Origin of the sequence: Fodinisporobacter ferrooxydans (genome assembly GCF_022818495.1) — a bacterium.
GTDB classification, from domain to species: Bacteria; Bacillota; Bacilli; order Tumebacillales; family MYW30-H2; genus Fodinisporobacter; species Fodinisporobacter ferrooxydans.
Map to the genome: position 1 here is coordinate 4,219,593 of NZ_CP089291.1, position 26,819 is coordinate 4,246,411.

21 protein-coding genes and 1 other annotated feature are annotated in these 26,819 nt (G+C 48.6%); of the genes, 2 read left to right on the top strand and 19 right to left on the bottom strand.

Translation table 11 applies throughout. The features are described 5' to 3' along the window. Positions 1-150: 150 nt before the first annotated feature. The 9 genes from LSG31_RS20345 to LSG31_RS20385 form a co-directional block, all read right to left on the bottom strand. Complete coding sequence (locus LSG31_RS20345) at positions 151-924, bottom strand: prepilin peptidase (protein ID WP_347436860.1); 774 nt, start codon at positions 922-924, stop codon at positions 151-153. 41 nt (positions 925-965) lie between these two features. Further along, positions 966-1,502: a type II secretion system protein gene (locus LSG31_RS20350; RefSeq protein ID WP_347436861.1), complete on the bottom strand. Its 537-nt coding sequence runs from the start codon at positions 1,500-1,502 to the stop codon at positions 966-968. 109 nt (positions 1,503-1,611) lie between these two features. After that, positions 1,612-2,832, bottom strand: coding sequence for a type II secretion system F family protein (locus LSG31_RS20355; protein WP_488349833.1), 1,221 nt, complete (start codon positions 2,830-2,832; stop codon positions 1,612-1,614). A gap of 398 nt (positions 2,833-3,230) precedes the next feature. Beyond that, positions 3,231-4,283 (bottom strand): type IV pilus twitching motility protein PilT, encoded by a 1,053-nt coding sequence (locus LSG31_RS20360; RefSeq protein WP_347436863.1) that lies wholly within the window; start codon positions 4,281-4,283, stop codon positions 3,231-3,233. Between the two features lie 11 nt (positions 4,284-4,294). Further along, positions 4,295-5,953 carry a GspE/PulE family protein gene (locus tag LSG31_RS20365; protein ID WP_347436864.1) on the bottom strand — a complete coding sequence of 553 codons (1,659 nt, stop codon included), beginning with the start codon at positions 5,951-5,953 and terminating at the stop codon, positions 4,295-4,297. A gap of 200 nt (positions 5,954-6,153) precedes the next feature. Next, a complete protein-coding gene (gene murC / locus LSG31_RS20370) occupies positions 6,154-7,551 on the bottom strand; it encodes a UDP-N-acetylmuramate--L-alanine ligase (RefSeq protein WP_347436865.1) in 1,398 nt (465 codons plus the stop codon). A 14-nt stretch (positions 7,552-7,565) separates the two neighbouring features. After that, a complete protein-coding gene (locus LSG31_RS20375) occupies positions 7,566-9,056 on the bottom strand; it encodes a bifunctional folylpolyglutamate synthase/dihydrofolate synthase (RefSeq protein ID WP_347436866.1) in 1,491 nt (496 codons plus the stop codon). Between the two features lie 38 nt (positions 9,057-9,094). Next, entirely contained in the window at positions 9,095-11,806 is a 2,712-nt protein-coding gene (locus tag LSG31_RS20380) for a valine--tRNA ligase (RefSeq protein ID WP_430734217.1), read from the bottom strand. 79 nt (positions 11,807-11,885) lie between these two features. After that, positions 11,886-12,199: a binding site (T-box leader), on the bottom strand. A 113-nt stretch (positions 12,200-12,312) separates the two neighbouring features. After that, positions 12,313-12,813 (bottom strand): hypothetical protein, encoded by a 501-nt coding sequence (locus LSG31_RS20385; protein ID WP_347436867.1) that lies wholly within the window; start codon positions 12,811-12,813, stop codon positions 12,313-12,315. A 351-nt stretch (positions 12,814-13,164) separates the two neighbouring features. Between LSG31_RS20385 and LSG31_RS20390 the strand changes: the two genes are divergently transcribed. Next, on the top strand, positions 13,165-13,335 hold the full coding sequence (locus LSG31_RS20390; protein WP_347436868.1) for a hypothetical protein: 171 nt from the start codon (positions 13,165-13,167) through the stop codon (positions 13,333-13,335). 10 nt (positions 13,336-13,345) lie between these two features. On the opposite strand, the gene LSG31_RS20395 is transcribed toward LSG31_RS20390, so the two are convergent. The 10 genes from LSG31_RS20395 to hemA form a co-directional block, all read right to left on the bottom strand. After that, positions 13,346-14,830, bottom strand: coding sequence for a CotS family spore coat protein (locus tag LSG31_RS20395; protein ID WP_347436869.1), 1,485 nt, complete (start codon positions 14,828-14,830; stop codon positions 13,346-13,348). Between the two features lie 21 nt (positions 14,831-14,851). Beyond that, positions 14,852-15,850, bottom strand: coding sequence for a protein kinase family protein (locus tag LSG31_RS20400; protein WP_347436870.1), 999 nt, complete (start codon positions 15,848-15,850; stop codon positions 14,852-14,854). A 52-nt stretch (positions 15,851-15,902) separates the two neighbouring features. Further along, positions 15,903-17,675 carry a LysM peptidoglycan-binding domain-containing protein gene (locus tag LSG31_RS20405; RefSeq protein ID WP_347436871.1) on the bottom strand — a complete coding sequence of 591 codons (1,773 nt, stop codon included), beginning with the start codon at positions 17,673-17,675 and terminating at the stop codon, positions 15,903-15,905. 168 nt (positions 17,676-17,843) lie between these two features. Then, a complete protein-coding gene (gene hemL, locus LSG31_RS20410; protein WP_347436872.1) occupies positions 17,844-19,124 on the bottom strand; it encodes a glutamate-1-semialdehyde 2,1-aminomutase in 1,281 nt (426 codons plus the stop codon). 25 nt (positions 19,125-19,149) lie between these two features. After that, positions 19,150-20,133 (bottom strand): porphobilinogen synthase, encoded by a 984-nt coding sequence (gene hemB, locus LSG31_RS20415; protein ID WP_347436873.1) that lies wholly within the window; start codon positions 20,131-20,133, stop codon positions 19,150-19,152. A gap of 67 nt (positions 20,134-20,200) precedes the next feature. Continuing rightward, positions 20,201-21,808, bottom strand: coding sequence for a uroporphyrinogen-III C-methyltransferase (cobA, locus tag LSG31_RS20420; protein WP_347436874.1), 1,608 nt, complete (start codon positions 21,806-21,808; stop codon positions 20,201-20,203). After that, positions 21,805-22,749 carry a hydroxymethylbilane synthase gene (gene hemC, locus LSG31_RS20425; protein WP_347436875.1) on the bottom strand — a complete coding sequence of 315 codons (945 nt, stop codon included), beginning with the start codon at positions 22,747-22,749 and terminating at the stop codon, positions 21,805-21,807. Before hemC ends, cobA begins: the two co-directional genes overlap by 4 nt. Then, a complete protein-coding gene (locus tag LSG31_RS20430) occupies positions 22,658-23,380 on the bottom strand; it encodes a precorrin-2 dehydrogenase/sirohydrochlorin ferrochelatase family protein (RefSeq protein ID WP_347436876.1) in 723 nt (240 codons plus the stop codon). The genes hemC and LSG31_RS20430 overlap by 92 nt, the downstream gene beginning before the upstream one ends. 26 nt (positions 23,381-23,406) lie before the next feature. Continuing rightward, complete coding sequence (locus LSG31_RS20435) at positions 23,407-24,228, bottom strand: cytochrome C assembly family protein (RefSeq protein ID WP_347436877.1); 822 nt, start codon at positions 24,226-24,228, stop codon at positions 23,407-23,409. A gap of 16 nt (positions 24,229-24,244) precedes the next feature. Then, positions 24,245-25,663: a glutamyl-tRNA reductase gene (hemA, locus tag LSG31_RS20440; RefSeq protein ID WP_347436878.1), complete on the bottom strand. Its 1,419-nt coding sequence runs from the start codon at positions 25,661-25,663 to the stop codon at positions 24,245-24,247. 216 nt (positions 25,664-25,879) lie between these two features. Here hemA and LSG31_RS20445 point away from each other — a divergent pair, with 216 nt between their 5' ends. Then, positions 25,880-26,803 carry a DMT family transporter gene (locus tag LSG31_RS20445; protein WP_347436879.1) on the top strand — a complete coding sequence of 308 codons (924 nt, stop codon included), beginning with the start codon at positions 25,880-25,882 and terminating at the stop codon, positions 26,801-26,803. Positions 26,804-26,819: the final 16 nt, after the last annotated feature.

Sequence of the window (26,819 nt, forward strand, 5' to 3'; positions counted from 1 at the left end):
CCGCTAATCTTTCTGATAAGCAACAAAAAAATAGAATGCCTAAAAAAAAGAATAGAAATATGCGTACATGAGACAAATCTCTTTTCAATGTACCATATTTCTATCAAATTCGACAGTTCGTTTATTTGGAAGTCATAGAATGTCCATTTCCTAGAAAACAGCTGCATACATTTCCCACAACTGCGTCCCCCACAGATATGCGACAAAACAGCCCATGGCGATATAGGGTCCAAATGGAATGGGAGACTTTCGTTTGTATATACCGAGTCGGATGAAAATCAAACCGAAAATTGATCCTAAAAGACATGCAAAGAAAAAGCCGAGCAGCATTTGGTAGAGTCCAATCGACAATCCAATAAAGGCAAATAATTTTACATCTCCGCCCCCCATTCCTCCGCGGCTGACAAGTGCAATCAGCAACAGCAGCAGTCCGCCGGCAAAAAAGCCGAGGATATATTGCCAGTATGGAAGCGGATGGATCAACAGACGCAACAGAAGCATGGCCCCCATACTCGGGAACACAATTTTATCGGGAATCCGCATGTACTTCAGGTCTGTAATGGTAATCACGAGCAGTACACAAATATAAAAAAAACCGACGGGAAATTCCCAATTCATACCGAAATGATCGTACAAAATCCATGCGCCAATCAACGCAAGCAGCTCAAATACGGCATAGAAAGGCGATACGCGATCGCCGCAATATCGGCAGCGACCGCGCAAGAATACGAAGCTGAGTACGGGAATCAAGTCGAGCCATCCCAATCGATGCCCGCATGATGTGCAGCGGGAAGGCGGTGAAACGATTGACTCGCCTTTTGGTATGCGCAATGCGACAACGTTCAGAAATGAGCCTATGAAAAGGGAAAGGATGATAATATAAATTTTTTGAATATAATCTAATTCTAATAAATTGATATACACTAAAATCTCCTATAATTTATAAAAAATATTTATTCTTGCAATTAATTTTGTTTAATAGTCCATTGACCAGCAGTTGAACTTTCTGTAATTGTATAAGTGTTTGCACCAATCGAAAATGTTGTCGTTTGTTTTCCGGCTGGTGCTTGTGGGACTGGAATTTGATTTAAATAATTTCCATTTAAAGTAATTGTACCAGCTTTATTAGCAGTACCGCCGACGGTACCAAAAACATATATTTGAGAATCAGCTGTCCCTGTTGTAGTTATATCAACTGTACCACCGGAACCTAATGCTGAAGTTGCAGACGCACTATTTGCTAAGTCTGTAATATTATTTCCATTAGTTTGATCGTAGTCAATAATCGAACGAGTAATCGCATCAACGATAATTTTTTCGTTTTGCAAATCCGTATTTGCCTTCGCACTGCTAAAGTTCCCCATCACTGCCGGCACAGCCACAGCCGCAATAATCGCCAGGATCACAACAACCGCCAATAATTCAATGAGCGTCACGCCTTGCTCGCCACTGAGTATTTCTCTTGCTTTTCTTTTCAATTTTTCCATAAATGTTTCTTTCATACTTAAAATCCTCCCAAATAAATTGCTAGATCATCATACCCTGCATTGACAGACACCAAGTTCCACCAAACTTCAGCAGCATTCCATCCCTCTACCCATCTCTTTTACCCTACTGCATGCTCCCCATATTCTGATACAACGAGAACATCGGCAGTATGGCCGCCAGTACGATCACCCCCACAATCGCGGTCATGAATACAATCATCAACGGTTCGATCAACGGCCTCAGCTTCTCCACCATTGCTTCCACATCCGCTTCATAGAAGTCTGCAATTTTGGCAAACATTTCATCGATGGTACCGGTCTGCTCGCCAATGGATATCATCTGCGCGACCAATGGCGGAATCGCCCAATGGTTCCGAAACGGCTGTACCAGTGACGCACCGTTCCGCACACTTTCCCGCGCTTCCAGCAACAGCTCGCCAATCACATCATTTTCTACGACCCGGCTGGTGATTTGCAATGCCTGCAGCGTTGGCACGGCGCTTTTGAATAACGTAGCAAGCGTTCGCATCGCCCTTGCAATCACCGCTTTCTGAAACATTTTCCCGAAGATCGGCAATTTCAACTTTGCATAATCCAGCAGGAAATGCCCTCGCTGGGATCTGGTCACATATAGAAATCCGCAGATACAAGCGATCAACAGCAATACCAGCACGTACCAACGGTCGATGAAAAAAGCGGACACTGCCAAAACAATTCGGGTTGCCAATGGGAGAGTCAGATGTTGAGAGTGAAAAATATTCACAAACGTCGGGATCACTTTGACTAACAGAAAGATTGCCACACCGATGGACATGACCATCAGCACAAGCGGGTATGTCAATGCGCCTTTGATCTTCTCTGTCGTGTTTTGCTGCTTTTCCATATAGATCGCCAATCGGTCCAATACGTCATCCAGCGTACCGCTCATTTCCCCGGCTCGTACAAGATTGATAAAAATCGTTGGAAACGTCTTGCCTTGACCGGCTAAACACTGGGACAATTGTCGGCCTTCCGCTACCTCTTCCGTGACAACTTCCAATGCTTTCTTTAATGCTTTGCTTTCCGTTTGTTCCTTTAAAATGACCAATGAATCTACAATTGGAACACTAGCCCGAATCAACGTGGCGAACTGACGGCAAAATACGACAAAGTCTTTTGCTTTCACCTTGTTGCTGCGAAGCTCGATGTCTTTGTTCCAGATCGTTTCTTTTACTTCCTGCACTTCGAGTATGACTTGCTTGCCTTGCTCTCTTAACAAAAGGATGGCTGCTTTTTCATCTTGCGCTTCAATCTTGCCCCGGATCCGTTTGCCTTGCTCCAGCGCAAGAAACCGATAGTGTGCGATGCCGTCTCACCCTTTTCTTTTATTCCTTTAAAAATCATTTGTTCCTTGCAAGAAGATGTTCAAAAAGTAGTCAAAACTCCACGGCGGATTGCTTTGCCGAATCCCCAAAAGCCTTACTCATGTACCAAACACGTACACTCCGTCGGCTTTTCGTGCTTCGACTTCGCACTCCTTGTGTCTTACTTGACCACTTTTTGAACTCTCACTTCAAAAATCATTCGAAAATGCGTCCGATGCCTACGATTCTATTATTATAGTTTTACATACTATTATTATAATCTTGCATGTTTCCATTGTGGGTAGGATTTTGTTACAGTTTCATAAAAATTTTGTCGAAATTGTAAACAACATTTGTTTTTCGGACATTTGAATCAACTGGTTGCCATTTAAAATGCGATTTAAAGCCGACTTTCCGCATACGTCGGGCTGCTGTCTTTCGCGCTCGCTTCACTGATGATGCCGCGGCTCACAAGTTCCCGCAAATGCATGTCCATTGTCTGCATGCCTTGACTGCGCCCTGTCTGCATCATGGAGCGAATCTGGTGAACTTTTTCCGAGCGGATCAAGTTTGCAATCGCATTTGTGTTTGCAAGAATTTCATAGGCTCCCACCCGTCCATCGCCATTCGCCATGGGAATCAATCGCTGTGCCACAATTCCGACCAATACGGAAGCCAATTGGATTCGTATTTGCTGTTGCTGATACGCCGGAAATACATCGATGATGCGGTCAATCGTCTGCGGTGCGTCGCTGGTATGCAATGTCGCAAACACCAGGTGGCCTGTTTCCGCTGCCGTGATGGCAGTTTGAATCGTCTCCAAGTCGCGCATCTCGCCCACGAGCACCACATCCGGATCTTGGCGCAACGCAGCACGCAATCCGGATGCGAAAGATCTCGTATCAAAACCGACTTCCCGCTGATCCACCAGACACATCTGATGTTTGTGCAAATACTCAATCGGATCTTCCAATGTAATGATGTGCTTGCGCTGCGTGCGGTTGATCAAATCGATCAAAGACGCCAACGTTGTCGATTTCCCGCTGCCCGTAGGCCCTGTTACGAGCAAAAGCCCCTGCGGACGATAGGCGAATTGTTTTAAAACAGCCGGCAGATTCAATTCTTCCATTGTCGGAATGCGTGTCGGCACAACCCGGACGGAGAGACTGACACAACTCCGCTGCCGAAATGCGTTGATCCGAAAACGGGATACGTTGGGTACCCCATAGGAAAAGTCCAGCTCTCCCGCTTCATGGAAATTGTGCAATTGTTCGTTTGATACGATTTGTTTCAATATTTCTAACGTATCGGATGGCTGCAAAGGCGTTTCCCCAACTGCTTTCAGCGAACCATGGATTCGCAACGTGGGCGGTGCGCCAACGGTCATATGCAGATCTGACGCCTTTCTTACAAATGCTTGCTGCAAAAGCTCGTGAATATCGTAAACTGCCACGCCGTTTCCCCCTACTCCATCGTCGTCACGCGATAGATTTCTGTCATTGTGGTCAATCCCTGGGATACTTTGATTAACCCATCGTGAAACATCGTATGCATGCCATGCTGTGTCACATGTTCCCGATATACCGCATCGGACTGCCGCTGCATGACGAGACGGCGCAGCACATCATCCATCGCAAATACTTCGTGAATCGCCATCCGTCCGCGAAATCCCGTCCGATTGCATGTACTGCATCCACGGCCGATCCGCATCCCATCCGCCGCCAATCCATATGCCTTGAGAATCTCCAGCTCTTCTTGCTTGGGTGTATAGCGAGCGGCGCATTCCGGGCAAATTTTTCTGACCAGGCGTTGGGCGACGACGCCGCTTAATGACGAGGCCACCATAAACGGCTCGATTCCCATATCGATCAGGCGGGTAATGGTGCTTACCGCATCGTTCGTATGCAATGTGCTTAACACCAGGTGCCCGGTCAATGCAGCCCGAACCGCAATCTCAGCCGTCTCCAAATCCCGGATTTCCCCTACCATGACAATGTTCGGGTCTTGCCGCAAAATCGCCCGCAAGCCTTTCGCAAACGTCATGCCAGTCTGAACGTTCACTTGCACTTGATTGATTCCATCCATTTGATATTCAATCGGATCTTCCACTGTAATGATATTGACATCTTCATGGTTCAACTGGGTAAGTCCGGCGTACAAAGTGGAAGTTTTCCCGCTGCCCGTCGGCCCGGTAATCAACAGCATGCCGTGGGAATTCGCCAACAATTTGCGGAAACTCTGCAAATTCCCTTCGTGAAATCCCAGCTGCTCCAATTGATTGATCGCATGTTTCACATCCAGGATCCGCAAGACGATTTTTTCTCCATGTGCTGTCGGCAGTGTGGAAACACGCAAATCGATCGTCCGAAAATCTACTTCCATTTGGAATCTGCCATCTTGCGGCAGCCGCCGTTCTGATAGATTGAGGCTTGACAACACTTTAATCCGGGCAGAAATCACCGATTGCAGATGCTTCGGCAACTCTTGCTCCGTTCGCAATATGCCGTCGATGCGATACCGGATCCGCACGCTGTCCGATTGGGGATCGATGTGTATATCGCTCGCCCGCATTTGTACTGCCTGAATGATCAATTGATTCACCGTGCGGACAACCGGGGAATCATCATTCGCTGCTTCCGTATCCTGCAGCGTGTCTGTCTGCTGTGTAGTCTGAATCATCTCCTGCAGCGACTCTTGCATGCTATAGTAGCGATTAATCGCCCGCTGTACATCGTCTTTGCTGGCGATGACCGGTTCGATCAGAAAGCCGGTACTCATCCGCAAATCGTCAATCGCATAATAATCCAGAGGGTCCTTCATCGCTACGATCAATTTGTTGCTTTCTTTGCGAATTGGAATCACTTGGTACATGTTTGCCAGCCGTTCCGGAATGATATTGGCAATTGACGGTTCGATCTTGTACCGGGACAACTGGACATGCGGAATCCCCAATTGGAACTCCAACACTTCAATCAGTTGCTGCTCCGTTATGTATCCTTTCGAAATCAGTAAATCGCCCAGCTTTTCTTTCCCTTGTTTTTGCTCTTGCAGTGCTTGCTGCAACTTTTCCGGTGTCAATAAACCAGCTTCGACAAGCAAATCACCAATACGTTTTCTTGCCAAGTGCTTTCACCACCTTACCTAACCGCTCAACATCGTCAAGGTATGATTTTTTTCGACAAATCTTGTTCAATTCCTCTGCTTTGACACAAACATTTTTTGTCAAATTTGAAAACGATCCTGGATTCCACAAAAAAACTTCGTAAGAATCCAAGATCGTTCTCGTTTCATTTTCCTATTCGGTTTTTATGGTTTATGGGATTCTACGCTTCCACCGCTGCCGGAGTCCATCCAGACTCAAACTCTTTTGCCAGGCGGTATGCCACTTTCCAGATGTCGCCCGCACCCATTGTAAGCACAAGATCGCCTGTGCGTACGCGATCTACCAGATAGTCGTACACGTCATCTTTGGTCGGTAAAAAGCGTACATTTGTATTGCTGTTTTTATGAATAAATTCGGTCAGGCGCTCGGACGTGACGCCTTCGATTTGCTGCTCGCCGGCCGGTGAGTAAATATTTGTGATCACGACTTCATCTGCTGCCGCAAACGCTTTGGAAAATGCGTCAAAAAGCAAAAATGTCCGGGTATATCGCTGCGGCTGGAAGACGGCGACAATCCGTTTGCCAGTCGCCCTGGCAGCGTCAATGGTCGCCCGTATTTCTGTCGGATGATGTGCGTAATCGTCGATCACCAGAACATCCTGCTTGTCGCTTAACACTTGAAAGCGGCGTTTGGCTCCATGGAAATGACGAAGAGCTTCGGCAATTCGTTCAAATTCAAGTCCCGCTTCCAGGCAAACGATCGTACAAGCAAGCGCATTTGAAATGTTATGCAGCCCCGGGATCGACAGCGCCAACTCTCCCAGGCGCTCGCCTTTATAGCGGATGATGGAGCGGGAACCGCGGTCGATCAATTGAATCTCCGTTGCCGTCATGTCCCCGCTTTCCGTAAGGCCATATGTGGCGATACGGGTCGTCAGGGACGGCAAAAATTCGCGAATGTGTTCATCATCAATGCAGACGACCGCCAATCCATCCGGTCGAATATGACTTAAAAATTGGCGATATGCCTGTTTTAATTTCTCAAAACTGCTGTCGTAGTTTTCCAAATGATCTGCTTCGATATTTGTCACGACACCGATTTTGGGACGATAATACAAAAACGTCCCGTCGCTCTCATCTGCTTCTGCGACTAAGTATTCGCCTTTTCCCGCTTTGGCATTGACACCCAGGTCGGAAACCACGCCGCCTACGAGAAATGTCGGATCGACACCGCAATATTCCATGACATAGGAAATCATCGACGTAGTCGTGGTTTTCCCATGTGCTCCTGCCACAGCTACCCCGGATTTCTCGTTCATCAATTGTGCCAACGCCTGTGCACGGTGTAAAACCGGTATGTTGTTTGCTTGTGCGGCCATCAGCTCTACATTGTCACCGGAGAGTGCAGTGGAATACACCACAAAATCCGCACCCTCTACGTGCCGAGCCGCGTGTCCAATATAGACGGTGGCACCTCGCATCACTAGTTGGTCGGTTAAATCCTTCTGTGCCACATCCGAACCAGATACTTTATAACCGAGATCGAGCATGACATTGGCGATCGCGCTCATTCCATAGCCGCCGATCCCGATAAAGTGGACATGTTGTGACTGGTTCACGCCGCTCACCTTCCTTAATGTTGAAAAAAATTCACAATATGCTTCCGCGCTTCTGCAATAGTATACAAAGAACCCATGCAAAGCACCATGATTTCTTCCGATGATCTATCTGCCTGTCTTTGTATCCAATCCTTTGCCTGCTCAAGTGCCGTATCCACCGAAAGGCTGATGCCAATCGGCCCTTTCCAAATCCCTTCCATCGACTCTGCCAATCGTGCCGCAGACAACGCCCGCGGCGTGTCCGGCTGTGTCGCAATACATGCATGAACCAGCGGCAATACAGGCGCAAGAATTGCCGTTGCATCTTTATCTTTTAGAACACCTGCGATCAGCAGGATGCGCCGGTTGTTGCGCTTTTGCCATTCGCCCAATGTGCGACCGAGTGCCTGTGCACCGTGAGGGTTGTGGGCGCCATCCAAAATCCAGAGAGGATGCCTTTGAATCACTTCAAAGCGCCCCGCCCATTTCATCATACGCACACCTACTCGTACGGTGTTCCTGACAAACTTTTGCCAATGACCCCCCAGATGTTCAGACTTGGCATGCAACATGCTTTCGGATGTAAACACATTCCGTATACACCATTGATATGCAGCAATGGCAAGGCTGGCATTCACCGTCTGATGCCATCCGTGCATCTGCAGTGAAATCCCGTACACATCCAGCAAACCGCGTTTCGTATACGTATGAAAATACCCGCGCTGACCGAGTTCGTCTGCCCATTCCCGGACGATTGCAAAATCTTTGGCGTATTCATAAACAGGCGCATGGCGTTCCTTGGCGATCTGTACGATGACATCCCGCCCTTTGCCCACTGCAGCCGTAAACAGGGGAATCTGTGGTTTAACTATACCTGCTTTTTCCTTGGCGATCAATTCCTCTGTACTTCCCAGTATTTCCGTATGTTCCAATCCGATATTCGTGATAATCGTGACAATCGGTTGAACCACATTTGTCGCATCGAGACGACCGCCCAGTCCGGTTTCCCAAATGACTACATCGGCCCTTTGATCCTGAAAATATAAAATGGCCAACACTGTAACGATTTCAAATTCGGTTGGCAGCCCCCAAATTCCTGCTTGCATCTGTTCGACAACGGGCTTTAACCGAAAGGCGTAGGCAGTCAGTTGATCCGTTGTCACAGATGTTCCGTTGATGCCCATGCGATCATGAAATTCAGTTAAATACGGAGACGTATACAAGCCCGTTTGCAATCCTGCCCGTTCAAACATACCAGCCAAAAACGCGGCTGTCGATCCTTTCCCATTCGTCCCGGCAATATGCACAAATCGCAGCGACCGCTCCGGATTGCCCAACTGGCGCAGCATTTCCTGCATCCGTTCCAATCCTGGGCGCATGCCGAATTTGCGAAACACGTCCTCTTTCAACCGTTCTTCCGGATCGGCGCGCTCTTCTGCCGCTTGCCGCACGACATCAAGAGGCGGGGCGCTGCCAAAGCGGGGAAAGGAAGCAATCCAGCGAAAGACATCAAAATTTGATTCCATTCCTTACCATCCTATTCTGTCTTCACCCGTCTGTGCGTTTAAGCTTTTAATTCGGCGATTCGCTGCAAAACTTTCTGGCGTTTGTCCGCATAATCGTCCCGCTTGTTTTTTTCCGCTTCCACTACATGTGCAGGCGCTTTTGCCGCAAAGCCTGTGTTCGACAATTTTTTATCCAAACGATCCACTTCTTCATTTAACGTTTTGACCTCTTTTTCCAAGCGCGCGATCTCCGCGTCCAGGTCGATCAATCCGGCCAGCGGCAGATACACTTCCGCACCTGTCAACACGGCTGTTACTGTTTTTTCCGGTACAGACAGGCCGCGGTCGATCTCCAATGTGTCCGGATTGCAAAAGCGCGTAATGTAATCGGTCCCACGCACAAGCTTCTGCTCATACTCTTCCGATGTTGGCTTGATCAGAAGCGTGACCGGTTTGCTTGGCGGAACGTTCATTTCTGCGCGCACATTGCGGACACTGCGAATCAGTTCCATCAACAGCTCCATGTCGGACACTGCCGACGCATCGACAAAGCGCTCCTGATCTACCGGCCATTCTGCCAACGAGATGCTTGTGCCTGTATGAGGCAAGTGTTGCCAGATTTCTTCCGTAATAAACGGCATAAACGGGTGCAGCAAACGCAGCGCGCGGTCCAGCACATATACGAGCACAATTTTGGATTGGCGTTTCTTCCCTTCATCCTGTCCGTATAAATACAATTTTGACAACTCGATGTACCAGTCGCAGAATTCATTCCAGATGAATTCATAAATGATCCGCGTCGCTTCCCCGAAATCATAACGGGAAAGACATGTTTGCATATCTTTTGCCGTCTCATTCAAACGATGCAAAATCCACCGGTCTGCCGTTCCGTACTGACTCAAGTCGCCAAGCTCGATATCTGCGGCGGACAATTCGGATATGTTCATCAGGACATAGCGGGAAGCGTTCCATATTTTATTCGCAAAGTTGCGGGCGTTTTCGACCCTCTCAAAGTGGAAACGCAAATCATTCCCTAATGTTGTGCCGGATGCCAGCATGAACCGCAGCGCATCCGCACCGTATTGTTCGATCACTTCGAGAGGATCGATCCCGTTGCCGAGGCTTTTCGACATCTTGCGGCCTTGTGCGTCCCGCACCAACCCATGTATGACAACATCATGAAACGGTGCTTCATCTGTGAACTCCAAGGCAGAAAAGATCATGCGGGCGACCCAAAAATAAATAATGTCAAAACCGGTGACAAGCACATTCGTCGGGAAGTATCGTTTCAGGTCATTCGTCTCGTTTGGCCAGCCCATTGTTGAAAACGGCCACAAAGCAGATGAGAACCACGTATCCAAAACATCCTCTTCTTGATGAATGCGGCTGCTGCCGCAATGGGAACAGGTATCCGGATCTTTCCGCACAACTGTCGTACCGCCGCAATCTTCGCAATACCATGCCGGAATCCGGTGTCCCCACCACAACTGCCGCGAGATGCACCAGTCACGGACGTTTTCCATCCAGTGCATATAGATTTTGGCGAACCGTTCCGGGATAAACTGAACCTGCCCTTCTTCCACAACGCGGATGGCCGGTTTTGCCAGCGGCTCCATTTTTACAAACCATTGATCGGACAAGTATGGTTCCACAATCGTGGAGCAGCGTGTGCAATGGCCGACGGCATGTGTATGTTCTTCAATTTTTTCCACAAAGCCTTGCGCTTCCAGATCCGCAACCACTTGTTTGCGCGCTGCAAAACGATCCATGCCCGCATACTTGCCTGCCAATTCGTTTAATGTGCCATCTTGATTCAATATGTTGATATTCTCCAAATCATGCCGCTGACCGACTTCAAAATCATTGGGATCATGTGCGGGCGTCATTTTGACACAGCCCGTGCCAAAATCCATCTCTACATACTCGTCGGCGATAATCGGAATCTCCCGGCCTGCAAGCGGCAACCGCAGCCGTTTGCCGAGCAAATGCCGGTAGCGTGCATCGTCCGGATGAACCGCCACTGCTACATCTCCGAGCATCGTCTCCGGACGGGTCGTGGCAACGATCAGATGGCCGCTGCCATCGACGAGCGGATACCGGAGATGATAGAGAGCTCCCTGTTTTTCCTCATGTTCCACTTCAATATCGGACAATGCGGTCTGACAACGGGTACACCAGTTAATAATCCGATTTCCTCGATAGATGAGCCCTTTTTCATACAACCGCACGAAGACTTCCCGGACGGCGGCGCATAGTCCTTCATCCATCGTAAATCGCTCTCTCGACCAATCCACGCTGCAGCCCATATTTTTCATTTGATTTGTAATGATGTTGCCGTATTTATGCTTCCAGTCCCAAACCCGCTCGATAAACTTCTCACGGCCCAGGTCATGGCGAGATACGCCTTCTTCTTTTTGCAAAATGGCTTCCACGCGGGTCTGTGTGGCAATCCCTGCATGGTCGGTTCCCGGCAGCCACAGTGCGTCAAAGCCAGACAGCCGTTTCCAGCGAATCAAAATATCCTGCAGTGTAAAGTTTAACGCGTGCCCGATATGCAGCTGACCCGTAACATTCGGGGGCGGTATCACAATGGCATATGGCTGTTTTTCCGGTTCTTTCCCTGCTGTAAAACATCCCTGATCCAGCCAAAACTGATACAACCGCTGCTCGACCAGCTTCGGATCATACACCGTCGACATTTCTTGTGCGTTCACCTGCTGTTCGGTCGACTCCTTTTCTTGCTCTTGCGCTTTCCATTCTTTCGCAGACATTTTTCCTTGCAATCCCCTTTCTTGTATGGAACACATGCATTGCCAAATGATTTCACCAACAAAAAAACTCCTTCGCCATATCAAGGACGAAAGAGTCTGCTTCCGTGGTACCACCTTATTTATTTGCACATCGGCCAGTCTTAGCCCATATGCCAAATCACTCATCGCAATAACGACTGTCCGCCGTCATCTCCTACTCAACGATCCCATCCATGCAGACGATACGACCACAAACCAGCGAACGAGCCGATTTCATCATCATCCGGATATATGCTTCAGAGATGCCACTCAGGGATGACTTTCTTCACAGTTCATTCCGAAGATTCCTTTCAGCCCAAGGGAATCTTTCTCTGCCGGAGATCTATGAATACTCTTTCCCTTCCTCGTGTTTTCAGTACATGAGATTAACGATACAAATTCGGAGTCAGTAGGCCATGCACGCGCCTCTTTGACAACTTATTGCATATAGTATATTCCAAAAACAAGGCATGTCAAACCTTTTCTTGCTATTTTTTCTTTTTCTTCTTTTTCTTCCGCCTGTAATACCCGCCCGTTTTTTTTGGCGCGTCGCTTTTTTGTGTTTTGCGTTCTGCCAGCATTTTTTCCCGGCGCTGCTCCGCTTTCCCTGTGACCCATTTATTTACCCAAGACAAGAGAATGCTCACCATGGCCCACATCGGCAGAAACGTCCCGGCAAATGTCCGAAGTGCTTCTTGCCAGACGGGCACCGTATGGTCATACACCAATTCGGAAGGATGGAAAAGCAAGATCCCAAGCCACGGTATCACTCCTGCAATCGTTGAAGAAAGAAATCCCGCCAAATATCGGTGTTCCTTGATTTTCGGCTGTATGTAATACAAGGAAAACATCATTGCCAGCGAAGATACGATTTGTATATATCCCGGTTTAAAAAAAATGACAATAAGTCCAATCAATCCCAAAAAGCCGCCTGTGCTTACAATTCCTTTCCATGGAATCGGCGGTTTGGCCGGATTTTCTGTAGTCACTCACATCCCCCTCACAGTATGTCGCATCTTGATGTCGAACGCTAAACAACGCCTGGCTGTGCCGCCACATAACGTTCGCAAACCATCACAATGATAATAATACAAGCTGTTCCCTTCAATCACAAGCGGAATTATGAATAGGAAGGAACGAATACGTAATGTGTTGTCAAACAGAAGTTGTAGAAATCGAAAGTGTGGTAACGGATCTTATAGAATATAAAAACCTCAGGAGTATCCTGAGGCAGACTGCAAAATACAAATTCCAGATTCACGTCACCGCCCATCCTTTCATACAATGTATAAAAAATCAGTACGGAGCAACGTGACTCTCAATCAAAGGAGGGGATTCTCGTGAATCAAATCATTTATGCTCTGATTCGTGTTGTTAAAATTTTATTGTTCATTGCCATTTTTCTGTTATTCATCCGGGCGATCTTTTATCCAAGTGCCCTTGACTTGATCATCTTATTGCTCTTATTTGTCGTTTTTTTCACGATGTTTGTCGGCCGTCCGCCTGTTTGATATGCGATCTTCAATCCTCGGAAATGTCGTCATGCGACTGCACAGGGCGCCTGATATGTTGCGTATCCACCCAAATGCCTTGTTTTTTTTCTTTCCCGAATGAATGCTCGGCTGTACTTTGTTCTTTTGCCCGGCTGTGCTTTCCTTTTGCGTGCGGGCTTTTTTCGCGGACCATTCGATGTTTCCGCTTGGATCGGACTTTTTCTTGCGCAGATTGAAATAGCGGGCGATTCATCTCCCTTTGATCTTCCTCATTGTCCAAGATGACAGAGGAGGATTCTGCCGACCAGGAAATTGGCACCTCAGCATGGGCATGTTTTTCTATCGCCCTATCCGTTTCCAGGCTTTGTGCCGCTAAACCTGCTGCCGTCGTAAACAGCGGTTCCTGATTGGCGATTCCGTCGGCAGGCACAGCAGGGTTTGCGGACTGCAGCGATACCCCGTCATATAATTCAATGCCATAATATTCGGCCATTACATCGACAAAATCATCCCGATCTTCATCCCGGTCGAGAGATTTCAGGAGTTCATCCACATAGGTGTCCAGATCCCAATTTTTCAGTTTCTCATAATACCACTCAATCACTTGAACAGGACGGACAGGGAATTGCAAATACACATTTAATACTTGCAGCTCTTCGTTGGATAATTTCCTCACTTCTTTATAACGATCCACAATTCCCAGCACCACATCTTCATCCCATTCGCATCTGGGCATATAACGGTGCAACAGAGCTGCCAAATCCTGAATAACCGGACCATAATGGCAATGATCAAAATCGACGAAATACATCCGTTCGTCATCTGCCAATATATTCTGTCTGCTGATGCTTCCATGACAAATCTGTTGCGCCGCACGAGCATTTGCGATCAATTCCGGGTATGGACTATGGTGTAGTTGAAATAATGCGTCTTCAATCATTTCCGTTATATAATCCCAGTTTTCCAAAAACAATCGGTCAAACTCATCCGGCGTGTGCTTTTGCAAGATTGCTTGCCGATAGGATTGTAGTTTGGCCAGATACCTGCGCCATTGGGAACTGACATCATCCTTGCTTTCAAACAGCGGTTCACTGGACTGATAGCCTGCAGCCGCTTTATGAAACCGGGCCAGATTCTCGGCCATCTGTTCCAATTGCTGCGGTTTGCGAAGTTCCAATTCACGTCCGGGAAGCCAATCGGTCATATAATACTGACCGGAATGATCCAACACATAGGCATCGCCAAACTTGTTCCGGATAAATCGCGGCACATATGGATATCCATTGTGATACACATGCTCCACCACACCATGAACAAACGCCAGACGCGTATCGGAATACGCCACTTTCTTAAACATTCGGTCTCCATTTGCGCCGCGCAACCGCAACACATTGCGCACCATTTTTACACGAAGCGGTGAAAAATCATACTCGCTGATCACATCCGGATCTGCACCGTACGCGATCACAATATCCGCCCAATCTTCTGTCTCCCATCTGGATTTCGATGTCATGTGTTCCCTCCTTTCCGATTCCTATCTTTCTTGCAGGAGGCGATTTCGGTACGGCGCAAACTGTTGGTCCCGCTGTCGGTATTGATCCAATGTCTGACGAAACAAACCATGAAGCTGTTCCATGCTTGCCCGTCTGCGCCGATATAGATAAAACAATTTCCAAAGCCCATGTGGAAAGGAGGCGTATGTGGCGATTTGCCGCAATTCCATTTCTGATAGTTCACGAATTTTCTCGTATTCCTGTATCAAATCAGCAATCGCATCGGAGTGACCTTGCTCGACTGCATACAAACAGCACCTTGCCAAATCAAATACAGGCGTATCTTCGATCGGCTTTGGCACTTGCCGAAAATATACTTTTCCACTTGGACTCATCCATTGTTGGTCAAAGGGCGCTCCGCCAACACAGCGATCCAATGGATCGATTGTCATGTTCTCGCTGCCAAATGCGCTGGACACATGCCGAATTTGGTTTTGCAAAAGTTCCGATTGCTCCAGGAAGCGTGTTTGTATCAAATCTTTTTGTGCTATTTTTTTCCATTCTAGCAAGGCAGATTCCATATCCGATATGGATGCCCGCATAATTTCCGCCCATTGCAGCTGCGGTTTGGAAAGCCCATCCTCCATGTATTCAAAGTATTCAAAGCCGCGCAACGCCTGATGTACCGCCGCCAGATTGCGGATCGCCGGCAGTACATCTTCCGGCGAAAACCGCAGCTTGCGGCCATCAATCCAATCGGTCAAAACGAACCATTTGTCATGTACGTGAACATATGGATCCCCGTATAACGTTCGAATCATCCGGGGAATCCGTCTGTATCCGTGACGCGCCAAATATTCGGCAACGTCAAAATCCTGCCAAAGCATTTGCACATCCTCGTACGCATCCAGTATTTTTTTCCCTTTGTCCGTATCTGCATACCATCTGTCAGCCCGTATTTCGTCCGGTACGAGATCGAGTACCCGGATGCCATATTGAGGGAAAATAGTTTTGGGCCACTGATCGATTTCTGCCTGCATGTTGTACCCCTCCTTTCCAAAACCGGCGGAAAGTACAGCAAAGGGACTGTGCTTAGCGTTTGCGTTCCGGAATATAAAGAAGTTGCCCGATATCGATTTGTTCCGTTGTCAACTGGTTGACTCGCATGACTTCCGATGGAAGGACACGATAATTTTCCGCAATTCGGTCGATCGTATCGGTTTCTTGAACAATGCGGAACTTCATCGTCTGGAATGTCTCTTCCAGGTACGGATACATTTCCGTCCATAAGTAGACGCGGTCTTCCTCGGGGCGGTATTTTTTATCTTCAGCGATTGTAATAGACGCTTGCGGCAGTTCGGCAACGCTTAAATCGACAACGGTTTTCGATTCCGCTTGTTCAACAGCTTCCGTCTCCTGCAAGTTCACAGATTGCTGCAACACGGTCGGCGCAACCGGAGTCGATACAGCCGCTACTTGTTCAACAACAGGTATGACAGATACTTCCTCAACGACAGGTGTTTCCACGACTCCTGAAGTAACCGGAACTGCGACACCCGGTCTCGATTCCGAATTGCTTTCTCGAAAGATGGATTGGCTTGCAGGCTTAGCGGCATCCATCAGCTTTGACATCGCATCAAATGTAGAAGATTCTTTTTCTTTCTTTGATTGAATCTTCAGTTGGAACTGCGGATCTTTTTGAACCGTACTTGACTCCGCCAGTTCTTCGAAATGATACGTCTGTGCAGCCGCACTTGCACTTGCACTTGCAGAGGCATGGACATGCCCGATTTCGAAAACTGTTGCAGATTCCGCTTGTGCCTCTGTTTGCAGTTCTTGCGTTTTCGCTGCAGTTTCCAACGCTTGCATGAAGGATTCTTCCCGGCGCTCGGTTTGGCTTTCGACTCCTCTCGCATATTCCAACTCTTGTGCTTCTGTTGCATGTATCTGTTCTACTTGTGCCTGCACTTGTTCTGCCTGTATCTGTTCTATCGGTTGTATCTGTTCTGCTCGTGTCTGTTCCGAACGGCTGTCGGCAACGGCAGAATCGTTCGCTGCTTGCATTTGCAACTTTGACGACGACGCATCGGATGGCAACGAGTGACTTCGGACATCTTCCGCATACCGGAATGCTTCGACACCAGATTGTGCAGCAGGCTGATACTCCTCGTGGGGGGTTCCCGAATTTGCAAAAGCACTTATGGAACCTGAAGGAATTCCGGTAAAACCTGAGGGGGGAATTCCGATCGTCGATGAACCTGCATCATTTCGGTACGCCGATTGCGACCACGGACGATCCCAAGTCAGCGGTTGGGAAGGTGTGGCATATGGCGATAGATAAGGAACGGATGGCGGTTGCTCCAAAGCTCCTTGCTCCACATTTGCAAATCCTTCTTCCTGTGTACCGCAGCGAAACCGGTAACCCTCTGCCCCAGTCAATCCATTGACGATCAATTCTGCACGGACATGCACCCATTTGGGACCAAGCACATGCAAGTTCCATGTACCGACCCTTGCTGTTACGTTAATATACTCGGTTCTTTGGGCAGCTACCGGGACTTCTAATGTAAACGGCATCCGGCAATGAATCTGCTGGACTGTTACATCATCTTCCGCAACTGCGGAAGCAATGTCTCCCATCAAATCTTCTGCCGTAATTTCCCGATCCTCCTCATCCATTTGTCGGACGTAACCGGTAAATACCAACGCACCATCCAGCACGTAATATTCATTGGATCGATCAAATCCAACCACTTCCGTAACCACAGTAGCGTCTTCAATTTCTTCTGCGCCGGCAATTGCATCGATAAACACTTGTTGGTCAATATGAATCCGGACCGCTGCATTGCGATCTGTTTCGCTCACTGCCAATCCCTCCTCACGCACATGTACTACGCCCATACCATCCATATGTCCAAATCCGTCCGAATATGACAAAAGGTGCGTGACCGAATGATCACACACCTCAAAATCAACAGGGTTCCTTGCCGCATTTTATTTATTCTATGCGGCATTGTCTTGGATCTATGCCAATTACACCCGTTTCAACACAGTCCGCGCCGCTTCTAATGTCATATGAATATCCGCATCGGAATGAGCCAATGACAAGAAACCGGCTTCCAACTGGGAGGGAGCAAAATACACGCCTGTTTCCAACATGCCGTGAAAATATTTCGCATACAAATCAAAATCACAAGTCTTTGCACTTGTATAATCTGTGACCGATTCTTCGGTAAAAAACACGCCAAACATGCCGCCAATCGAATGCGTAAAAATGGGAATCCCCCGTTCTTCGCCAATTTCCCGGAAGCCGTCTGTCAGCAATTTTCCCATCTGTTCCAGGCGTTCATATGTACCGGCTTGCTCCAAACGGCAAAGGGTGGTATATCCGGCAATCATCGCCAACGGATTGCCGGACAATGTACCTGCCTGGTATACAGGCCCTGTTGGAGCAATCATTTCTAGTATTTCCCTTTTACCGCCGTATGCGCCAACCGGCATGCCGCCGCCAATCACTTTTCCAAGTGTCGTAAGATCCGGGTCGATGCCAAACTTCTCCTGTGCACCGCCCAATGCCACACGAAAGCCAGTCATCACTTCGTCAAAAATCAAGAGAGCGCCAAATTGTTTGGTGATCTCCCGAACCGCCTGCAGATATCCCGGCTTCGGCAGTACACAGCCCATGTTGCCGGCGACCGGCTCGATGATCACAGCGGCAATTTCTTCACCGAATTGGGAAAAAACCAACTGCAAACTCTCGATGTCATTGTATGGTACAGTAATGGTATTTGTCGCCACACTCTCCGGCACGCCCGGACTATCCGGAAGTCCGAACGTAGCGACACCAGAACCCGCTTTGATCAAAAAACTGTCTGCATGGCCATGGTAGCAGCCTTCAAATTTCACGATTTTGGCGCGTTTCGTATAGCCGCGAGCCAATCGCAGCGCACTCATCGTCGCTTCTGTACCGGAGTTCACCATGCGCACCGATTCGACAGACGGCACCAGCTCACAAACTTTTTTTGCCATCTCCGTCTCCAGCGTTGTCGGAGCGCCAAAACTCGTGCCCCGCTCCGCATATGCCTTGACTTGCCCGATCACTTCCGGATCTGCATGCCCGAGGATCATCGGTCCCCAGGAAAGCACATAGTCTATATAGGAATTCCCATCCACGTCATATAAGCGGCTGCCTGCTGCTTTTTCGATAAACAGTGGATTGCCGCCGACTGCACGGAACGCGCGAACCGGACTGTTAACGCCGCCTGGGATAAATTGTCTGGCTTCTGCAAATGCCTGTTCTGACTTTGGATACACGGTGCACACTCCTTATTCGAACGTTCTAGAACTTTCCTTGTTTCATCCAGTTGGCAACATCTTTGGCGGAATATGTTAAAATAATGTCTGCGCCCGCTCGCTTGATACCAGTGAGCGTCTCTGTCACAATCGCCTGTTCATCGATCCAGCCGCGCTCTGCCGCCGCTTTGATCATCGCATATTCCCCGCTGACGTTGTATGCGGCAATGGGCACATCATACCGATCCCGCAGTGTACGCACTACATCCAGGTATGCCATCGCCGGTTTGACCATCAACATATCAGCGCCTTCCGCCAGATCGGAAGCCGCTTCCCGCAGAGCTTCACGATAATTGGCGGGATCCATTTGATATGTTTTCCGATCGCCAAAAGCAGGCGCCGAATGGGCGGCTTCCCGGAAAGGTCCATAAAATGCAGAAGCGTATTTTACAGCATACGACAAAAGAATCGTATCCTGATATCCTTTGGCGTCAAGAGTCTCACGAATTTTTGCAATTCGTCCGTCCATCATATCGGAGGGTGCGACGATATCCGCACCCGCTTGCGCATGGGACAGTGCGGTCTTGGCAATCAATTCAAGGCTGGAATCGTTCTCGATGATGCCATCATGAACAATCCCGCAGTGTCCGGCCGGGTTGTACTGGCACAAGCAAACGTCTGTTGCGATCACCAAATCCGGATTTTCTTCCCGCGCCGCGCGAACCGCTTGCTGCACGATCCCTGCTTCCGCATATGCTTCACTGCTCTGATCATCTTTGTGTGCCGGAATCCCAAATAAAATGATGGATCGAATCCCCAGCTCACTGATTTCCTGGATTTCCCGCCGATATTCGTCAATCGACAAGTGATAAACGCCAGGCATGGAACGAATCTCTTCCCGCACATTTTGACCATGCTGCACATACAAAGGATACATCAGATCTTCCACACGCAAATGGGTTTCACGGATCATATCGCGAATCGCAGCCGTTTTGCGCAAGCGGCGATGACGATCGAATGAATTTGACATTGGAACACACCTCTATTCGAAAGTTAAAGTGAAACTTGAACCTGCCGGAGGTTCGGATCAGCTGCGCTTACACGCCCTTACTTCCTTCATTATGTAAAATCGCTTCCGTTAATCCTTCAATTGTATACGTTTCTGCCTGAATTTGCACAGACAGCCCCATAGATCTTGCCGTATCCGCTGTGATGGGCCCAATGCAGGCAATTTTCACATGTGCAAGCAATTCTTGCACGCGTTTCGCTGCAGCATCCTCGGTTGAAAATTCCGGGAGCTCCCCATGGCATTGTTCATCTCGCACTGTATTTTGGAGGGTTTCCTGCAAACCGATGACAAAATTGCGAACGGTCGAGGAGCTTGTAAATGTGATCAGATGCACAGCACCTGTTTGCAGCAGCTCAAGCAGTTCTTCCATCCCATCTGTAACCTTTTTTGTCGAATACGCATCCACTTCCACCACTTCACAGCCATGCTGTCGAAGCAGAGTCGGCAGCGTCTTCCTTGCCAGATCCGCTCGCGGCAAAAGAATGCGATCCGTTGGCTGTACAACTTTCAACAACGCATCCGCCAATGCTTCCGCCACGTATTCTTGCGGTACAAGCTCCGGCACGATCCCTCTTTGCTGCAGCGCTTCGGCTGTTTTCTCACCGATGGCGGCAATTTTGACCGCAGCTAACGAACGGACATCGACCTGTTGTCGGCGCATCATGGAAAAAAAGCTGTCGACACCATTTGCACTGGTAAACACGACCCACTGAAACGTACGGATGTTTTGCAATGCTTCCCGCATGGGCTTTTCATCTGCCGGCGGACAAATGGCAATCACCGGGCATTCATACGCCTCTCCGCCCATGTCTTCAATCCATGCGGACAGTTGGCTTGCCTGTTGGCGGGCACGAGTGACAACCATCCGTTTGCCAAACAAAGGTTTTTTTTCAAACCATGCAAGCTGTTCCCGCAAACGCACCACATCGCCGATGACAATGATGGCAGGCCCTTTAAAGCGCTGCTGTTCCACCATATCCGCAATCATGCCCAATGTACCTGTCAATGTGCGCTGCTCTACCCGTGTACCCCACCGTATGAGCGCTACCGGCGTCTGCTCGCTGCGTCCGAAATGAAGCAATTGCTCGGTAATATGGCGGATCTGCCCTACACCCATCAAAAAAATGGCCGTGTTATCCGACTCGGCAATCTGCTGCCATTGGATACCCGAATGTTCTTTATCGGGATGTTCATGTCCGGTGACGACTGTAAACGATGTTGTATAATCGCGATGTGTGACCGGGATGCCGGCGTATGCCGGGACGGCAATCGCCGACGTAATGCCCGGCACGATTTCAAAGGGAACGCCATGCCGCGCCAGCATTTCCGCTTCTTCTCCGCCTCTGCCAAAGACAAAAGGGTCGCCGCCTTTCAGACGTGTGACGATTTTTCCCTGCAACGCATAATCCACCAATAATTGGTTGATCTCTTCTTGCGGACGAACATGACGATCCGGCAATTTTCCCACAAATACTTTCTCGACGCCGGCAGGAATCCGATTGAGCAAACTCGGACTGACCAATCGATCGTATAAAATTACATCAGCCCGTTCGATACATTGTTTCCCTTTGACCGTAATGAGATTCGGATCTCCTGGTCCGGCACCAACCAAATATACCTTTCCGATTCGATTCAAGAACGATTCAACTCCTCTCGTACAGATGCCAAAATCTCCTTGGCACCTTGTGCAAACAACTGATCCGCAACCGTGTGCCCCAATTGCACCGGGTCGGTTCCCGTCGCCTTTGCACGCAAAATTCGCGCACCCGTTGTATCACCGACGATCGCAATCATTTCCAACAGTCCGTCTTCCCCCGGCACAAAGCTGGCATGTGCGCCAATCGGGATTTGGCAGCCGCCGTTTAGCCGGCCCAAAAATGTCCGTTCTGCCTGTACCGCTTTTTCTGTAGGCGCATCGTTTAACGCCAAGAGAATCTCTCTCGTCGCCCTGTCATCACTGCGGCATTGAATCGCCAATGCCCCTTGTCCGGCAGCCGGGATACACAGATCGACAGGAATCCGCTCTGTAATTTGTTCCGCCCAGCCCATTCGTTCGAGCCCCGCCGCCGCCAGAACGATGGCATCCAATCCTTCCTGCCCATCCCGCAGCTTGCGCAGACGAGTATCGATATTGCCGCGCAAAGGCACAATTCTCAGATCCGGACGGGCAGCCTTCAATTGAATGCTTCTGCGCAGACTGCTTGTTCCGACAACCGCACCGAACGGAAGATCCTGAAACTTGCACCCGTCTTTCGCAATCACTACATCGCGCACGTCTTCACGGACCGGAACCGCTCCAATCATCAGACCTTCCGGCATTTCCGCAGGCATATCTTTCATGCTGTGAACGGCAAAGTCTACCGTACCATCCAGCAATGCCTGTTCGATCTCTTTGATAAACAAACCTTTGCCGCCAACTTTGGATAATGCCACATCGAGAATCCGGTCGCCTTTTGTGACGATTTTGACAGTCTCAATGGTAACGTCATTGTGTATGTGTTGGATCTGTTGACAAACCCAGTTGGTCTGTGTCAATGCCAACTGGCTTTGACGAGTTCCGACACGCAGTGCGTTCATGTGCTTCCCACTCCTTTATCTTCGTTGCAAACGTCTGCCAGGCAAACGACAGATCCTGATGTGCCAAATCTTTCAATATATCCGATTGTAGCAAATTTCGATAAAATTCTGTACGCTCGTCCGGATCGGCAATCTTGTTTTTTATTTCGTTCCGCACTTGCCGCATCATGGTCAAAAACAGCGCAAACTCCTCGCCAAACGCCTCTTCCAGAGATAAACGAATCGCTTTGGCCAACGACGGATTGGCTCCATTTGTCGAGATTGCCAGTGTCAGGTCGCCGCGGCAAATCGTTGCAGGCACATAAAACGAACACAAATCCGGCTGATCTGCAACATTCACCCAGATGCCGCGAGCATGGCAATCTTCATAAACGGATGTATTCACTGCCAAGTCATCCGTTGCTGCAAACACAAGACTGTAAGACGCGACATCGCCCCTTTGATAGGGACGATTGATATGATGGAATTTTCCTTCCGCTTTCCAAGCTTCCAGCGACTTCGAGAGCACAGGGCTGATAATGGTAAGATTCGCCCCTGAAACAAGTAATGCGGACGCTTTGCGTTCCGCTACACGTCCGCCGCCGACAATCATGCATCGTACTCCAGATACGTTTAAAAATACCCCATACATGCACGTAACCCCATTCGCATCCTGCATTAACCCCATTTATGAAAATTCGACATGAATTTCCCGACCAATACGTAATTGACAATGACGATACAAAAGCCCAACACGTTTAACCAAGCGAGCCTGCGTCCGGCCCAGCCCAAAACGACCCGCAGATACAAGTACACCCCATATACGATTAACAAAAGCAAGGAAACAAGAGGCTTTGCATCCAGCCAAAGAAAATGTCCGAAGACCACCCGATACCAGATAGCACCCAAAATCATGGCGATCAATAAGGTGGGAAACCCCAGCTTCACCATTTGAAAAGACAAGTTGTCCAACCGCTCCAGCGCAGGGAGGCGCCGGAAAAAAGGCGTCCATTTCTTTAACTTTAACATATAGTGCTGGAATAAATACATAATCGAAACGATGCAGGCCAAAGAAAATGCGGCATAACTGATCAATGCCATACTTACATGGATCACCAGCAAGTCGCCTTGCATCGGCGCGGAAAGCTGTGTCGCGCCTTTGCGTGCAAAGATGTCGAATGCCACAAATGCAAACCCGATAATATTCACAAGAAACGTGAACAATTCCATTTTGTACAGATAGTTGATAATCAACGCAAATGTATTGAGCAGCCAGGCAAAAAAAATCGTCGCCTCAAACGTAGTAAAGACGGGCACATAATTCAGTGCCCGCATCCGTTCAATAAAAAATATGGTTTGCAGTCCCCAAACGACAGCAAGTGTCCAAAACGCATACCGATTTGCCCGCCGGCTTGGCTGTATGAAATCAATAAAGTACAAAAATACACTGACTGCATAAAAAAACGTAATCCAATCATAAAGACGAAGACTATCGATCACTTCTATTCCCTCCGTCCTACGGCGATAACGTCGTCACCGGGCAAGCTTCCCCGAACAAAGATGACAGTCGCCCCAATTCGAACGACGAACGATCTTTAGCCGATTGCAGTTTTTCCTGTGTTTGTGCCGCTGCCCGTTCATCCGATTCCGACGCTTTGGCGGTTTCCCCATCCGGCTGAATCCCGAACAGACGGCACGCCATATCCATATTCTTTGCCGCATCCGCTTCTGTCGCCATTTGTTTCAACTGTACGATCGGATCCCGCAACAATTGGTTGACAATGCTCATCGTGTGCTTTTGCAAGATTTTCTGCTCCCGCTCCGATAAACCGGGCAATTTGTTCAACAAACTATCCATAACCGACTCCTGAATGGCGATGCCCTTGCCGCGCATGGCAGTAATCAAAGGAATCACTTCCTGCTCATTCATCCACTGCCGGAAAGCGACCAGTTCCTCTGCAATGATCACGCCGATTTTCTCCGCTTCCCTTGCCCGCTCCTCAAGATTTGCCGCGATCACATGTTCCAAATCGTCAATATCATAGAGATAGACATTGTCCAATTTGTTCAAGTCCGGATCCAGATCCCGCGGAACGGCAATATCGATAAAAAACAGCGGGCGGTTCCGGCGTTTTTTCATAATGGCAGACACTTGCCCCCGTTCGACGACATACCCTTGCGAGCCGGTGGAACTGATGACGATATCCGCTTCTTGCAACGCCATATCCAAACGGCCCAAATCGAGAGCTTGGCCAAAAAAGCGGTCGGCCAGCTCTTGCGCCCGCTCATACGTACGATTGGCGACAAGAACTTTCGTTGCTCCGTTCGCATTTAAATGTTTGGCCGTCAATTCACTCATTTTGCCCGCTCCGATAATCAACATCGTTTTGCCGCTCAATTCAGAAAAAATCTTCTTCGCCAACTCGACGGCAGCATAGCTGACCGATACGGCGTTTTGGCCGATCTGCGTCTCTGTATGTGCGCGTTTGCCGACTTCGACAGCCTTGCGAAACAGTGTATGAAAAATCGATCCAATACAGCCAAGTTCATGCGCCAGCTGATAGCTGTTGCGAACCTGTCCGAGTATCTGGGTTTCCCCCAAAACCATCGAATCAAGACCGGCACTGACGCGAAACAGATGGCGAACGGCATCCGAACCCGTATATATATAGGAATGGGATGTGAAGGAATCACGATCCACACCCGCAAGCCGTGCGAGGAACCATTGGAAAAATTCCGTTCCTGCATGCAATGATGTTACCAATGCGTAAATCTCCGTCCGATTGCAGGTGGAGACGATGACACTTTCCAAAATCGAACGAGTCCCATGCAAATATGTCAAAGCTTCTCGCTGTGCTGTTTCTGACAGACTGAATTTTTCCCGCAATTCTACAGGCGCTGTACGATAATTCAGGCCGATGACCATGATATGCATCTGGCATTCAGCTCCTAACTCAATTAAATAATAATATTCGTCCAAAACTATAACACCGCTATTATAGCATGGCTGTCAAATTCATCACATAATACAAAAAGACTATATTTTGAAATTATTTTGTACAAAGAATAAATATTGCAAACATTATCAATAAAATTCTTGACTCTCTTTCGTCTCCCGAAGAAAATAAGATGCATGGGAGGGATTGATAGAATGAAGTGGCGGTACTCCGGCATATTTGCCGACAGCATGTTGCTGCTTGTCACGCTTTTTTGGGGAGCAACCTTTGTATTGGTGCAAGATGCCATACATAAAGTTCCCGTATTCACGTTTCTGGCCATCCGTTTTTTCATGGCAGGCCTCTTGTTGTGGATCATCCAAATAGCCATGAACCGGGGCAAACCATCCACTTTCGACCGCAAAACAATCGGCAGCGGGATCATGCTCGGCATTTGGCTGTTTGCAGGTTATGCGTTTCAAACATTTGGATTGCTTTATACAACTCCGGCCAAAGCCGGATTTATCACTGGCTTGTCAGTGGTTTTGGTGCCGATATTGTCGTTTTGGATTTTACGGCAGCCGATTCATCGCTACATGGTGACCGGGATCATCCTTGCCACAATCGGATTGGGAATGCTAAGTTTTCACTCGGATTTCTCCATGAATATCGGGGACGTATTGGTATTTTTCTGTGCAATCGCATTTGCCATGCAAATTACACTGACCGGAAAATATGCCGGTACGGGAAACTCCATGAATTTGGCGATTCTGCAAATCCTGACAGTCGCTGTTCTGAGCGGAATCGCTGCCGCCGCATTTGAACCATGGCGCAATACACTGCGGCCTACCGTACTATTCCAGACAGAAGTCTGGGTTGCGTTTGTCATCTGTGCCGTTTTTGCTACCGCTTTTGCGTTTTTTGCCCAGACGTATTTTCAGCAATACACGACAACTTCCCACACGGCCTTGATATTCACCTGTGAACCGGTGTTCGCAGCTTTGACTTCCTGGATTTGGATTCATGAACAATTTACCTGGAAGACGCTCAGCGGCTGTCTGTTCATTTTGTTCGGCATGTTCGTATCGGAAGGATACACGATTTGGCTGCAAAAACAACCCGCAGACTCAGAAACGTAATGAGTCGCGGGCTGTC

Coding starts and splice junctions, on each gene's coding strand:
- LSG31_RS20445 (WP_347436879.1), top strand. CDS start 25,880: ATGAAGTGGCGGTACTCCGGCATATTTGCCGACAGCATGTTGCTGCTT.
- LSG31_RS20350 (WP_347436861.1), bottom strand. CDS start 1,502: ATGAAAGAAACATTTATGGAAAAATTGAAAAGAAAAGCAAGAGAAATA.
- LSG31_RS20380 (WP_430734217.1), bottom strand. CDS start 11,806: ATGTCTGCGAAAGAATGGAAAGCGCAAGAGCAAGAAAAGGAGTCGACC.
- hemB (WP_347436873.1), bottom strand. CDS start 20,133: ATGTCAAATTCATTCGATCGTCATCGCCGCTTGCGCAAAACGGCTGCG.
- hemA (WP_347436878.1), bottom strand. CDS start 25,663: ATGCATATCATGGTCATCGGCCTGAATTATCGTACAGCGCCTGTAGAA.
- LSG31_RS20400 (WP_347436870.1), bottom strand. CDS start 15,850: ATGCAGGCAGAAATCGATCAGTGGCCCAAAACTATTTTCCCTCAATAT.
- hemC (WP_347436875.1), bottom strand. CDS start 22,749: ATGAACGCACTGCGTGTCGGAACTCGTCAAAGCCAGTTGGCATTGACA.
- LSG31_RS20395 (WP_347436869.1), bottom strand. CDS start 14,830: ATGACATCGAAATCCAGATGGGAGACAGAAGATTGGGCGGATATTGTG.
- LSG31_RS20430 (WP_347436876.1), bottom strand. CDS start 23,380: ATGTATGGGGTATTTTTAAACGTATCTGGAGTACGATGCATGATTGTC.
- LSG31_RS20375 (WP_347436866.1), bottom strand. CDS start 9,056: ATGGAATCAAATTTTGATGTCTTTCGCTGGATTGCTTCCTTTCCCCGC.